The 12,743-nt window shown below is 54.9% G+C and carries 13 protein-coding genes; 5 read left to right on the forward strand and 8 right to left on the reverse strand.

What is annotated here, in order from left to right; genetic code table 11:
* Positions 1 to 206: 206 nt before the first annotated feature.
* The 4 genes from ACVCAM_RS11285 to syd all read right to left on the reverse strand — a co-directional run bounded on the left by ACVCAM_RS11285 (position 207) and on the right by syd (position 2,961).
* The gene (locus ACVCAM_RS11285; RefSeq protein WP_407223625.1) at positions 207 to 656 is read right to left on the reverse strand and encodes a flavodoxin; all 450 of its coding nucleotides are present in this window, start codon (positions 654 to 656) and stop codon (positions 207 to 209) included.
* 24 nt (positions 657 to 680) lie between these two features.
* Positions 681 to 1,457 (reverse strand): tRNA pseudouridine(65) synthase TruC, encoded by a 777-nt coding sequence (gene truC / locus ACVCAM_RS11290; protein WP_023344820.1) that lies wholly within the window; start codon positions 1,455 to 1,457, stop codon positions 681 to 683.
* Positions 1,454 to 1,783, reverse strand: coding sequence for a YqcC family protein (locus tag ACVCAM_RS11295; protein WP_023294461.1), 330 nt, complete (start codon positions 1,781 to 1,783; stop codon positions 1,454 to 1,456). The genes truC and ACVCAM_RS11295 overlap by 4 nt, the downstream gene beginning before the upstream one ends.
* A 632-nt stretch (positions 1,784 to 2,415) precedes the next feature.
* Complete coding sequence (gene syd / locus ACVCAM_RS11300) at positions 2,416 to 2,961, reverse strand: SecY-interacting protein (RefSeq protein WP_069598737.1); 546 nt, start codon at positions 2,959 to 2,961, stop codon at positions 2,416 to 2,418.
* A 69-nt stretch (positions 2,962 to 3,030) separates the two neighbouring features.
* Between syd and queF the strand changes: the two genes are divergently transcribed.
* The 5 genes from queF (at position 3,031) to xni (ending at position 9,466) form a co-directional block, all read left to right on the forward strand.
* Positions 3,031 to 3,873 carry an NADPH-dependent 7-cyano-7-deazaguanine reductase QueF gene (gene queF, locus ACVCAM_RS11305; RefSeq protein ID WP_023294462.1) on the forward strand — a complete coding sequence of 281 codons (843 nt, stop codon included), beginning with the start codon at positions 3,031 to 3,033 and terminating at the stop codon, positions 3,871 to 3,873.
* Positions 3,874 to 3,989: 116 nt separating this feature from the next.
* Positions 3,990 to 5,354 (forward strand): nucleotide 5'-monophosphate nucleosidase PpnN, encoded by a 1,365-nt coding sequence (gene ppnN / locus ACVCAM_RS11310; RefSeq protein ID WP_013098530.1) that lies wholly within the window; start codon positions 3,990 to 3,992, stop codon positions 5,352 to 5,354.
* A 515-nt stretch (positions 5,355 to 5,869) separates the two neighbouring features.
* The gene (locus ACVCAM_RS11315) at positions 5,870 to 7,165 is read left to right on the forward strand and encodes an HAAAP family serine/threonine permease (RefSeq protein ID WP_008499642.1); all 1,296 of its coding nucleotides are present in this window, start codon (positions 5,870 to 5,872) and stop codon (positions 7,163 to 7,165) included.
* Between the two features lie 65 nt (positions 7,166 to 7,230).
* Positions 7,231 to 8,598, forward strand: a complete 1,368-nt coding sequence (gene sdaB, locus ACVCAM_RS11320; protein WP_008499643.1) for an L-serine ammonia-lyase II — start codon at positions 7,231 to 7,233, stop codon at positions 8,596 to 8,598.
* A 112-nt stretch (positions 8,599 to 8,710) separates the two neighbouring features.
* Positions 8,711 to 9,466, forward strand: a complete 756-nt coding sequence (xni, locus tag ACVCAM_RS11325) for a flap endonuclease Xni (protein ID WP_021241892.1) — start codon at positions 8,711 to 8,713, stop codon at positions 9,464 to 9,466.
* Between the two features lie 63 nt (positions 9,467 to 9,529).
* Here xni and rlmM read toward each other — a convergent pair whose 3' ends face one another.
* The 4 genes from rlmM to ACVCAM_RS11345 all read right to left on the reverse strand — a co-directional run bounded on the left by rlmM (position 9,530) and on the right by ACVCAM_RS11345 (position 12,552).
* Positions 9,530 to 10,630, reverse strand: a complete 1,101-nt coding sequence (rlmM, locus tag ACVCAM_RS11330; RefSeq protein ID WP_021241891.1) for a 23S rRNA (cytidine(2498)-2'-O)-methyltransferase RlmM — start codon at positions 10,628 to 10,630, stop codon at positions 9,530 to 9,532.
* Positions 10,623 to 11,018 carry a DUF423 domain-containing protein gene (locus ACVCAM_RS11335; protein WP_008499646.1) on the reverse strand — a complete coding sequence of 132 codons (396 nt, stop codon included), beginning with the start codon at positions 11,016 to 11,018 and terminating at the stop codon, positions 10,623 to 10,625. Before ACVCAM_RS11335 ends, rlmM begins: the two co-directional genes overlap by 8 nt.
* A gap of 39 nt (positions 11,019 to 11,057) precedes the next feature.
* Positions 11,058 to 11,975, reverse strand: a complete 918-nt coding sequence (gene gcvA, locus ACVCAM_RS11340; RefSeq protein WP_008499647.1) for a glycine cleavage system transcriptional regulator GcvA — start codon at positions 11,973 to 11,975, stop codon at positions 11,058 to 11,060.
* 349 nt (positions 11,976 to 12,324) lie between these two features.
* Entirely contained in the window at positions 12,325 to 12,552 is a 228-nt protein-coding gene (locus ACVCAM_RS11345; protein WP_008499648.1) for a YgdI/YgdR family lipoprotein, read from the reverse strand.
* Positions 12,553 to 12,743 lie beyond the last annotated feature (191 nt).

Raw genomic sequence — 12,743 nt, forward strand, 5'->3', positions numbered from 1 at the left:
ATGAAGGAGTGCCTCTTCACCTCACCGTGCAAAAACACAGTATTAAAGGGCGTGAGGGAGGTTGTTTAGGGCATAAGCCCAGAGGAGTGGAAGGTGGTTCACGGAAATGGCGTTTGGTGCGAAGTGTAATGCCGGGTGGCGGCTACGCCTGACCCGGCCTGGAAAACCCGTAGGCCCGCGCAAGCGAAACGCCGCCGGGCAGAGTGTTATTTGAGAAGTGAGGCCCAGTTCTCCACCCACGGGTTTGATTCGCTTTCTGGCTCCGGGTGCTCACCCGCATCAATCAGCAGCATCTCGCCGACGCGCTGGGCGCTCTGCTCCTGCAACAGCGAATCGAACTGCTTGCCACCGCCGCAGAAGTTGGCGTAAGCGCTGTCGCCGAGGGCGATGATGCCGTAGCGAACGTCTGGCTGATAGCCAAGCTGGTCTTTAATGCCCTGGAACAGCGGCACGATGCTGTCCGGCAGATCGCCCTGCCCGGTGGTGGAGGTCACCACCAGAATGTATTTATCTTTATACTTTTCCCAGTCCGCCAGCTCCGGGTCTTCATAGACCGTGGCTTTATGACCCTGGCTTGCCAGAATCGCCTCCGCCTCTTCCGCGACCAGCAGCGAGTTGCCGTACATTGTGCCGACAAAAATGCCTACTTCAGCCATGCTATTTTCCCATAGTGAATGCGCTTACTCTTCATCCTGAACGTTGCCCGATACAAACTCAACCCTTTCATTTTCGGGGAGTTGTCCCAGCCAGCCAAACTGTGACAGCGCCTGCATCCAGACGTCGTCCAGCCCCGCGCGGAGAGTCAGCGGCTCGCCGGTAAACGGGTGCGTCAGGCTCAGCTCGCTTGCGTGTAACATCAGACGATGGCAGCCAAAGTGTTCGGCCGCGCTGCGGTTCTGGCGCAAATCACCGTGTTTGCTGTCGCCAATAATCGGGTGGCGCAGATGCGCCAGATGGCGTCGCAGCTGGTGCTTGCGCCCGGTTTTCGGCAGAAGCTCAACCAGGCTGTAGCGTGTGGTCGGAAATTTGCTGGTGGCTACCGGCATTTCCGTGGTTGCCATACCGCGATAATCGGTCACGGCCGGCTGCGGGCCTTTGTCATCCCGGGCAAATTTATCGCCGATTTTGTCCAGCTCCTCCACCAGTGGATAATCCAGGGTGGCGGACTCGGTCAGCCAGCCACGCACGATCGCGTGGTAGCGCTTCTGGATCTGGTGCTGTTCGAACTGCTGGGCCAGCAGACGGCCAGCTTCGCTGGAAAGCCCCATCAGCAGCACGCCGGAGGTCGGCCTGTCGAGGCGATGGGCGGTAAACACATGCTGACCAATCTGGTCACGAACGGTCTGCATCACCACCACTTTCTCGTCGCGATCCAGCCAGCTGCGGTGCACCAGCCAGCCTGACGGTTTATTCACCGCCACCAGCCACTCGTCCTGATAGAGGATTTCTAGCGTCATGCATCTTCACCGGCAAACAGGGCATCCAGCTTTTCCAGTTCGACCAGCATGACGTCGCGCGCAGGGTGGGTCGCGTCGAGCGCCATTTCATAATAGGGAGAGACAGCAAACGCCTGCGGCAAGGGGTGTCCCCCCTCAAGCAGGGCGTGCATGCGCGGAATTAACACCCACTGCAGCCACTCGAAAGGGGCCAGCGTATCCAGGCAAAAGGGCTGGGTGCTGGCGAACGCTTCTGGCTGCGGCGCGGTCTCCTGCCACAGCTGATGTTGGCGCAAAAGGGCTTCGATGGCGTGCAACTGAGCACGAACGCTATCGTGTTGCGTCATAGTAACCTCAACTGAAAATGTGAACGGCGCGCAGCATAGCATTGCGAAAGGCAGAAATAAAAAAAGGGAGCACTGTAAAAACAGTGCTCCCGGTTCGTTCCGCAGCATTCCAGCTACAATTCGTGCTCCCTGCTCATCCGTGACAACTTTTCCTGAAGCCCGAAGGCCTGGTCATCCGTCTACCTTTCGCATCCTGCACACATCTTCCTGACGTGTTTGTTTCATCCTGAAACGTCCTGGCCTTCCTGACCCACCGACCATCCTGACCGGCTCTCGTTCTCCTTCCTGGAGGTGTCCCTTACGCATCCTGCGTTATCCACTTCGCTTCATCCAGAAGCCTTCCTGCTGCGCCATCCTGACGAGTCCTGTGTGAGAAACGCCATCATCCTGATGTTCGTTTCTCGTGTCGGCTTCCTGTCGACGGAGATAGAATCCGCTATTCCGCTTCGTCTTACAACCCACTCAGCCAGCGTTGTAAGACGTGGGGACTCCCTAAAAATAATAGGAGGAACAACTAATTCGTTGAAAAATAGAGTGATATTAATCTGAATTTAATGAGGTAATACTGAATGTTCCAGCGATCTCTCACAAACCTTGTAAGAGATCTCTCACACGCGCTGTAGCAGCATGGATTACAGAAGGGGCTCAAGTCGGGTGAGGAAATCCGCAAGAGAAGGGGCGAGAGTCTCGCGATTGCGGGTACCGATAGTCTCTTTAATCACTTCGCCTGACAGGTTACAGACGGAGATAACGTCCAGCTCGCTGTCCAGCGTGGCAATAAAGAGCGTCGGAGAAAGCTTAAGACGTTTTTGCGTGACCAGATGACCAATCAGGTTTTCCTGAACACGCTGCAGATCGTCTTCGCTCCAGGTCTGCAACAGCGTCAGCGTCATGTCCGCAAAGCGCGCGGGCATATCCCCTGCAAACTGCGTGGCATAAAACGCATGAACCGCTGGTTGTACCACAATGTCCATTGCCCGTTCAACCGCATTTACATTCTGCTCACCGTTATTCGGCTTCGGCTGCCAGATCACGTAATCCTCAAGCGAAGAGATAATGCACGGCGAAGGGACGCCATATAAATCAGCACTTTGCGGCCACGTGCCCTGCTTTTCATGCCATACGTCGCAGTAGCGGGTCGTGAAGGTAGTGAGGGCATTTGCAGTTTCGATGTCCACCGATTTCTCTCTTCTTGTCAGACAGGATAAACTCAGGCCATAAGTGTACCTGTAAAGTGGCTATGAAACATGTCTTACGAAAATCATCAGGCGTTAACCGGCTTAACGCTGGGTAAATCGACCGATTACCGCGATACCTACGATGCAAGCCTGCTGCAGGGCGTGCCGCGTAGCCTGAACCGCGACCCTCTGGGACTGCACGCGGACGCGCTGCCGTTCGTGGGTGGCGATATCTGGACGCTGTACGAACTCTCGTGGCTCAACGCGCGCGGCCTGCCGCAGGTGGCGGTGGGACACGTTGAGCTGGACTATGCCAGCGTGAATCTCGTCGAGTCCAAAAGCTTTAAGCTCTATCTCAACAGTTTTAACCAGACCAAATTCAACAGCTGGGACGACGTTCAGCGCACCCTGGAACGTGATTTAAGCGCCTGCGCGCAGGGAAAGGTGAGCGTTTCACTGTATCGCCTGCACGAGCTGGAAGGCCAGCCAGTCGCCCACTTCAACGGGACCTGCATCGACGATCAGGATATCGAGGTGGAGAATTATGAATTCAGCGCCGATTACCTCGAAAACGCGGCGAGCGGCAAGGTGGTTGAAGAGACGCTGGTGAGCCATCTGCTGAAATCCAACTGCCTGATTACCCACCAGCCGGACTGGGGCTCGGTGCAGATCCAGTATCGCGGGCCAAAAATCGACCGGGAAAAGCTGCTGCGCTACCTGGTGTCGTTCCGCCATCACAATGAATTCCACGAGCAGTGCGTGGAGCGCATCTTTAGCGATATCCAACGCTTCTGCCAGCCAGAAAAATTGAGCGTTTACGCGCGCTACACCCGCCGCGGCGGCCTGGACATCAACCCGTGGCGTACCAACACCGATTTTGTGCCTGCGACGGGCCGGCTGGTGCGTCAGTAATATAAATATTTTCACAATATGCGCGGTATCTTCCGCGCTTTAGGTTGTGAAACGTCACGCGGCAGGGCTATTGTAATCAACAGGGAAAGACGATAATCGTCCCGTAAGGAGCTCACTTGATTACACATATTAGCCCGCTTGGCTCAATGGATATGTTGTCGCAGCTGGAAGTGGACATGCTTAAACGCACGGCCAGCAGCGATCTTTATCAACTGTTTCGTAACTGTTCACTTGCCGTTCTGAACTCCGGAAGCCTGACAGATAACAGTAAAGAACTGCTGTCCCGCTTCGAAAGCTTTGATATCAACGTGCTGCGCCGCGAGCGCGGCGTGAAGCTTGAAGTCATTAACCCGCCGGAAGAGGCATTCGTCGACGGACGCATCATCCGTTCACTTCAGGCTAACCTGTTTGCCGTGCTGCGTGACATCCTGTTTGTTAACGGGCAGATCCACAACGCAGGCCGTTTCCAGCATCTCGACCTGGAAAGCTCGGTCCATATCACCAACCTGGTGTTCTCTATTTTGCGCAACGCCCGTGCCCTGCACGTGGGTGAAGCGCCGAACATGGTCGTCTGCTGGGGCGGCCACTCCATTAACGAAACCGAATACCTTTATGCGCGTCGGGTGGGCACCCAGCTTGGCCTGCGCGAGCTGAATATCTGTACCGGATGTGGTCCGGGTGCGATGGAAGCGCCAATGAAAGGTGCCGCAGTGGGTCACGCGCAGCAACGCTACAAAGAGGGACGGTTTATCGGCATGACCGAGCCGTCCATCATCGCCGCTGAACCACCTAACCCGCTGGTTAACGAGCTGATTATCATGCCGGATATCGAAAAACGTCTTGAAGCGTTTGTTCGTATCGCCCACGGCATCATCATCTTCCCGGGCGGCGTGGGGACAGCGGAAGAGCTGCTCTATCTGCTGGGTATTCTGATGAACCCGGCCAACAAAGATCAGGTCCTGCCGCTGATCCTGACCGGGCCAAAAGAGAGCGCCGACTACTTCCGCGTGCTGGACGAGTTTATCGTACACACGCTGGGTGAAGCCGCGCGTCGTCACTATCGCATCATCATCGACGATGCTGCGGAAGTGGCGCGCCAGATGAAAAAAGCGATGCCGCTGGTGAAGGAGAACCGTCGCGATACCGGGGATGCCTACAGCTTTAACTGGTCAATCCGCATTGCGCCGGACCTGCAGATCCCGTTCGAGCCTTCACACGAGAACATGGCGAACCTGAAACTCTACCCGGACCAGCCGGTGGAAGTCCTGGCCGCCGATCTGCGTCGCGCCTTCTCCGGGATTGTGGCGGGCAACGTCAAAGAGGTCGGTATCCGCGCCATTGAGCAGTTCGGTCCGTACAAGATCCACGGCGATCCGGAGATGATGCGCCGCATGGATGACATGCTGCAGGGCTTTGTCGCCCAGCACCGCATGAAGCTGCCGGGCTCCGCCTATATTCCTTGCTACGAAATCTGCACATAACGCTTAGCGGCATCTCATCAAAGCCGGGTCGCCCTGTCGCGCGTTCCGGCTTTTTTTATTCCTGATGTAATTCATAGGCATCACTTATATCTTTTACAAAATCGCCACAAACGCAAACGATTACCTATATCTTTCAACCGTAAATTATCAGCCTTAATCCAAATTACCTGCCAGAAAATACTAAAAACCCATTTCTTTACAGCGAAAGACACCTATATCAAGGGCCAGTCTTTCAGCGCACATGTCGTTGGTGGTAGCCTTCGCGCGCGTAAATTCTCTTTGATGTTTTTTTAACAGATAAATGGTCTAAAGATGCCCACATCATAAGTGGATTATTGCATTTGGGATCGCGATCACTGATAGATTCATAACGAGAATGTATCTTTCCGCCCGCCAATAGTTACGGGCGAAAATTATTAAAAAACCGTCACTGAACGAATTTCATATTACCGTCAGGCACTTTTTCATCGGATTTGACTAAAAACCTGACAATTTGCTTCCTCCAGGAGATACAGATGGAAACCACTCAAACCAGCACCGTTGCTTCGATTGAATCCCGAAGTGGTTGGCGCAAAACGGATACCATGTGGATGCTTGGCCTTTACGGCACGGCAATCGGCGCTGGTGTACTGTTCCTTCCTATCAACGCAGGCGTCGGCGGTCTGATTCCGCTGATCATTATGGCTATCATTGCTTTCCCGATGACCTTCTTTGCACACCGCGGTCTGACCCGCTTCGTGCTGTCCGGTAAAAACCCGGGCGAAGACATCACTGAAGTGGTTGAAGAGCATTTCGGCGTGGGCGCAGGTAAACTGATTACCCTGCTCTACTTCTTCGCGATTTACCCTATCCTGCTGGTCTACAGCGTGGCGATCACCAACACCGTTGAAAGCTTCATGCTGCACCAGCTGCACATGACGCCGCCACCGCGTGCCATCCTGTCTCTGATCCTGATTGTCGGCATGATGACCATCGTGCGCTTCGGTGAGCAGATGATTGTGAAAGCGATGAGCGTGCTGGTGTTCCCGTTTGTGGCCGCACTGATGCTGCTGGCCTGCTACCTGATCCCACAGTGGAACGGCGCAGCGCTGGAAACCCTGTCCCTGAGCAGCGCGTCTGCAACCGGTAACGGCCTGCTGATGACCCTGTGGCTGGCGATCCCGGTAATGGTCTTCTCCTTCAACCACTCCCCAATCATCTCCTCTTTCGCCGTGGCGAAACGTGAAGAGTACGGTAATGGCGCAGAGAAGAAGTGCTCCAGCATCCTGGCACGCGCTCACATCATGATGGTGCTGACCGTTATGTTCTTCGTCTTCAGCTGCGTACTGAGCCTCTCCCCGGCGGACCTGGCGGCAGCGAAAGAGCAGAACATCTCAATTCTGTCTTACCTGGCGAACCACTTTAACGCACCGCTGATTGCGTGGATGGCACCGATCATCGCGATGATCGCCATCACCAAATCCTTCCTGGGCCACTACCTCGGCGCACGTGAAGGCTTCAACGGTATGGTGATTAAATCTCTGCGCGGTAAAGGCAAGAGCATTGAAATCAACAAGCTGAACAAAATCACTGCACTGTTCATGCTGCTCACCACCTGGGCGGTAGCGACGCTGAACCCAAGCATCCTGGGCATGATTGAAACCCTGGGCGGCCCGGTCATCGCGATGATTCTGTTCCTGATGCCGATGTACGCGATTCAGAAAGTCCCGGCTATGCGTAAGTACAGCGGTCATGTTAGCAACGTCTTTGTGGTTATCATGGGGCTTATCGCTATCTCTGCGATCTTCTACTCCCTGTACACCATGTTCTGATTCTCACCCGCGCCGTCCCCGGACGGCGCACTCCCTCCTCTCTGACTGAAAGCAATGGACGCATCATGATTAGCGTATTCGATATCTTCAAAATCGGTATTGGTCCTTCCAGCTCTCACACCGTCGGACCGATGAAAGCCGGTAAGCAGTTCACGGATGACTTGATTGCACGCGGCATCCTGCACGACATCACCCGCGTGGTTGTCGATGTATACGGCTCACTTTCCCTGACCGGGAAAGGCCACCACACCGATATCGCCATTATCATGGGCCTGGCGGGAAACCTGCCGGACACCGTTGATATTGATGCGATCCCTGGCTTTATCCAGGACGTGAACACCCACGGGCGCCTGCTGCTGGCGAACGGCGAGCATGAGGTTGAATTCCCGGTTGACCACTGCATGAATTTCCATGCGGACAACCTGTCGCTACACGAAAACGGCATGCGCATTACCGCGCTGGCCGGCGACAAAGCGGTATACAGCCAGACTTACTACTCTATCGGCGGCGGTTTTATCGTCGACGAAGACCACTTTGGTCAAACCAGTACCTCTTCTGTCGAGGTGCCGTATCCGTACAAAACGGCGGCAGACCTCCAGCGCCACTGCCAGGAGACGGGCCTTTCCCTCTCCGGTCTGATGATGAAAAACGAGCTGGCGCTGCACAGCAAAGAGGAGCTGGAACAGCACTTCGCTAACGTCTGGGACGTGATGCGCGGCGGTATTGAGCGCGGGATCACCACCGAAGGCGTTCTGCCGGGCAAGCTTCGCGTACCGCGTCGTGCGGCAGCGCTGCGCCGTATGCTGGTGAGCACCGACAAAACGACAACGGACCCGATGGCCGTGGTGGACTGGATCAACATGTTCGCCCTGGCGGTAAACGAAGAAAACGCCGCAGGGGGCCGTGTGGTCACCGCGCCAACCAACGGTGCCTGCGGCATCGTTCCGGCCGTACTGGCGTACTACGACAAGTTTATCCGTGAAGTGAACGCGAACTCGCTGGCGCGCTACCTGCTGGTGGCCAGTGCGATTGGTTCTCTGTATAAGATGAACGCCTCCATTTCCGGTGCGGAAGTGGGCTGTCAGGGTGAAGTCGGCGTGGCGTGCTCCATGGCGGCGGCAGGTCTGGCGGAGCTGTTAGGCGCAAGCCCGGCGCAGGTGTGCATCGCTGCGGAAATCGGCATGGAACACAACCTGGGGCTGACCTGCGATCCGGTTGCCGGACAGGTACAGGTTCCGTGCATCGAGCGTAACGCGATTGCCTCCGTGAAGGCGGTAAACGCGGCGCGTATGGCGCTGCGCCGCACCAGCGAACCGCGCGTCTGTCTCGATAAGGTTATCGAAACCATGTACGAAACGGGTAAAGATATGAACGCCAAATACCGCGAAACCTCTCGCGGCGGCCTGGCGATGAAGATCGTGACCTGCGATTAAGCCTCTCAGGAAGCCTCGTTTTGCGAGGCTTCTTCCTGATTTCCCCACCATTCATAGTTTCACGCTGCTGACAGTGTTACCCTTCTTGCATGAGATAGAAGGGAGATTATCTGTGGCCGTTCATTTACTTATCGTCGATGCACTTAACCTGATTCGCCGTATCCATGCGGTACAGGGGACGCCCTGTAAAGACACCTGCCTGCACGCGCTGGAACAGCTTATCCGCCACAGCGAGCCCACCCACGCGGTCGCGGTTTTTGATGATGAAGCCCGCAACACGGGCTGGCGGCACCAGCGTCTGCCCGACTACAAAGCCGGACGCGCACCGATGCCGGACGATCTTCACGCCGAATTACCCATGCTGCGCGCCGCATTTGAACAGCGGGGCGTCCCCTGCTGGGGCGCACAGGGAAATGAAGCCGACGATCTCGCGGCCACCCTGGCCGTAAAGGTGGCGAGTGCCGGGCATCAGGCCACGATCGTTTCAACGGATAAAGGCTACTGCCAGCTGCTCTCCCCGACTATTCGCATTCGCGACTATTTTCAAAAACGCTGGCTGGACGCGCCGTTCATTGCCAGCGAGTTTGGCGTATCGCCTGAGCAATTGCCGGATTACTGGGGCCTGGCAGGCATCAGCAGCTCTAAAGTTCCGGGCGTGGCCGGTATTGGGCCGAAGAGCGCCGCGCAGTTGCTGACCGATTTTCAGAGTCTGGAGGGCATTTACGCCCGTCTGGACGAGGTGCCCGAAAAATGGCGCAAGAAGCTGGAGGCGCATAAAGAGATGGCGTTTATCTGCCGGGAAATCGCAACGCTACAGACGGATTTACAGCTGGACGGGAATTTACAGCAGTTAAGGTTAGAACGTTAAAACGACTACAGGGTTTTTGTAGGCCCGGTAAGCGCAGCGCCACCGGGCAAAACAAAGTACGTGCTATCGCTCGTCGCGACGCCCGCCTACGGCCGCCCACCAGCGACGAATATGCACCGTCACCTCTTCGCGGTCGTGATACAGCTGACGCGCCTGGATCTCCACGTTAATCCCGTGTTCGTCCAGTTGCTCCTGAATGTAGGCCAGGTTCTGCGACACCTCCTCATAGCGCTTTTTCATCGGCAGCTTGAGGTTGAAAATGGTCTCGCGACACCAGCCGTTCACCAGCCAGGAGGCCATCAGCGCGGCCACTTTCGCCGGTTTCTCAACCATGTCGCACACCATCCATGAGATGTTGTTGCGGTTCGGGCGATAGCGGAAACCGTCTTCACGCAGCCAGGTGACCTGTCCGGTGTCCATCAGGCTTTGCGCCATTGGGCCGTTATCAACGGACGATACCCACATGTTGCGTTTCACCAGCTGATAGGTCCAGCCGCCCGGGCACGCGCCGAGATCGACAGCGTACATGCCGTTTGCCAGACGCTCATCCCACTCATCCGCCGGGATAAAGACGTGGAACGCCTCTTCCAGCTTCAGCGTAGAACGGCTTGGCGCATCGGCCGGGAAGCGCAAACGCGGAATGCCCATAAAGAAAGGAGAGTTGTTGGTGGTGTACGAGTAGCCCGTATAGCAGCAGCCCGGTGCAATAAAGAAGATATGCACCACCGGACGCTTCGGCGTTTCGTAGTTCGTCAGCACGCCCGCATCACGCAGCGCAGCGCGCAGCGGAACGGTGAACTTACGGCAGAACTTCATCAGCTCTTTACTTTCGTTGGTATCCGCCACTTCAACGCGCAGATCGCCGCCCTTCTCCACCACGCCCTGCAGCATGCCCACGATTGGCGTGATGCGGTCTTCCGGGGGAAGGTCTTTGAGCAGCTCACCCGCGACAAACATCTGGCGCGCAAAAATCAGCGAGCTGAACGGCAGCTCGCGCGCCAGCTTATCCGCATCTTCAGGCTGATAGCATTCGAATACCACATAGCCCGCGTTTTCTTTTACGCGGGCAAAGCCGAAGATTTCGCGCTTCGCCGCTTTATCGGTAATTTCCGCGGCGCACTCTTTCTCAAACCCCGGGCGACAATATAAAACAACCTTATTCATGAACAACGCCCTTGCGTTTCAGACGGATAGCTCCGATAAACATTAATACCCAACCCGCCAGGAAGCTGACGCCACCGACAGGTGTAACAAACGCCCACAGGCGTAAATGCGAAAGTGCCAGACAGTAAAGGCTGCCGCTGAAAAGCACCGTACCCAGCGCCAGAAAGACGCTGCTCCAGTAAAACCAGATGCTGATACGGCGCTGCATCGCCACCGCCAGCCCAAAGATTGCCAGCGTATGGAACGCCTGATATTCAAGGCCGGTCTGGATCCAGCCCATCTCTACAGCGCCCAACGACTTGCTTAAGACATGTGCGCCAAAGGCGCCCAGTGCAACAAAAATAAAGCCACTCACCGCGGCAAAAATCAGCATGAATCGGCTGGTCATGTTTAAGTCCTGAATTGATGCGTGCCCGGCACACAAACGTTATTGTTCATACCTGAAGCGGAATTTTTCTTGCTCGCTTGCCGCTTTCGCCAGTATCCACTGCCGGAAGGCGGCTATTTTACCCAGTTCTGCCTGACTGTCATGACAAACCAGATAAAACGCATTCTTGCTGACCAGTACATCATTAAAAGGGCAGACCAGGCGACCTGCCTCTATTTCGGACTGCGCCATGACGTTGTTCGCCAACGCCACGCCCTGCCCGTGAATGGCAGCCTGTAACACCATCGCACTGTGGCTAAAGATGGGTCCCTGCTGCACGTTTATATGTGTAAGACCTAATTGACGGGTATAAGTTTGCCAGTCGCGTCGAGAGGCATCATGCAAAAGCGTATGCTGCGCCAGGTCAGCGGGAGACTTCAGCGCTTTGTCGCCCGTTAATAGCAGAGGGGAACAGACCGGCAGGAGATATTCTGCGTATAATTTCTCAACACGCAAGCCCGGCCAGTTACCGCGCCCATAAAAAATCGCGACATCCACGTCATCGGCCAGCTTGTCTTCCTGACGATCCACGGCCTGGATTCGAACGTCTATCCCCGGATAAGCTGAGTTAAAGCTTGAGAGTCTTGGCACCAGCCACTGAATGGCAAAACTGGGCAATAAACTAACAGTCAGAGCACCTTTTGCACTGCGGGCCTGTAGCTTACGCGTGGCTTCAGTAAGCTGCGAAAAAATCTCTTTAATATCCTGAAAATAGCTCTGCCCCTCTTCGGTCAACAGCAACGAGCGGTTGCGTCGACGAAACAGCTTAAGGCCCAGAAAATCCTCCAGAGACTTGATTTGGTGACTTACTGCGGCCTGTGTCACAAAAAGCTCATCGGCTGCGCGGGTGAAGCTCAGGTGACGTGCTGCTGCATCAAAAACACGTAATGCGTTGAGGGGGGGCAATCGCTTTGACATGGTTATATGGCTTAGATGTTAAAGGAATTTAACAAATAGGAAACAACGTTTAACCTATTAGTTTTTTTTATCTGAGCCATTATAATTTGTCCGTTGAGGAACTACCAGCAAATACCTATAGTGGCGGCACTTCCTGAGCCGGAACGAAGAGCTTTTTTCGGAATGCGTGTTCTGAAGGGCTTTTGGCTTACGGTTGTGATGTTGTGTTGTTGTGTTTGCAATTGGTCTGCGATTCAGACCACGGTAGCAACGCTACCAATTTTTCACTTCCTGTACATTTACCCTGTCTGTCCATAGTGATTAATGTAGCACCGCCAACTTGCGGTGCTTTTTTTTCGCCTGCGATCGGTTAATGCTCGATCTCTTTCATCTCTTTCACGTCCGTGCGGTTGATCTGCTGCTTGTTCCCGTTAGCATCTTTGTACGAAATCATCCCGGTATCGTTATCGGTTGTCGGTTTCCCTTCCGAAACGATGGAACGACCATCGTTGGTGTGCATCACGTAGTTGTTACCGGAACAGGCGCTCAGGGCAAAAGTAAACGCACAGGCAGAGATGATTGCAGCTGTCTTATTCATGATTATTCTCCTTTAGCAATTAATGCTATTCAAACCTCGATTTATAACAGGCTAAAACATCCGCCTAACACTATTTAGCATAACCTGCTTTTTTGGGGTCATGAGGATAAGCAGACAATTCTGATAGATATCAACCTCCTTGCCCTGCCGCGGAAATTGCGCGACGATCGTGATATTGAAATGAGGAATCC

It is taken from the genome of Enterobacter sp. CFEC122 (assembly GCF_052983755.1).

Bases quoted from the DNA above. Each gene is read 5' to 3' on its own strand.
- queF (WP_023294462.1), top strand. From the start codon at position 3,031: ATGTCTTACGAAAATCATCAGGCGTTAACCGGCTTAACGCTGGGTAAA.
- ACVCAM_RS11345 (WP_008499648.1), bottom strand. From the start codon at position 12,552: ATGAATAAGACAGCTGCAATCATCTCTGCCTGTGCGTTTACTTTTGCC.
- sdaB (WP_008499643.1), top strand. From the start codon at position 7,231: ATGATTAGCGTATTCGATATCTTCAAAATCGGTATTGGTCCTTCCAGC.
- ACVCAM_RS11295 (WP_023294461.1), bottom strand. From the start codon at position 1,783: ATGACGCAACACGATAGCGTTCGTGCTCAGTTGCACGCCATCGAAGCC.
- ACVCAM_RS11285 (WP_407223625.1), bottom strand. From the start codon at position 656: ATGGCTGAAGTAGGCATTTTTGTCGGCACAATGTACGGCAACTCGCTG.
- ACVCAM_RS11315 (WP_008499642.1), top strand. From the start codon at position 5,870: ATGGAAACCACTCAAACCAGCACCGTTGCTTCGATTGAATCCCGAAGT.
- gcvA (WP_008499647.1), bottom strand. From the start codon at position 11,975: ATGTCAAAGCGATTGCCCCCCCTCAACGCATTACGTGTTTTTGATGCA.
- rlmM (WP_021241891.1), bottom strand. From the start codon at position 10,630: ATGAATAAGGTTGTTTTATATTGTCGCCCGGGGTTTGAGAAAGAGTGC.
- truC (WP_023344820.1), bottom strand. From the start codon at position 1,457: ATGACGCTAGAAATCCTCTATCAGGACGAGTGGCTGGTGGCGGTGAAT.
- ACVCAM_RS11335 (WP_008499646.1), bottom strand. From the start codon at position 11,018: ATGACCAGCCGATTCATGCTGATTTTTGCCGCGGTGAGTGGCTTTATT.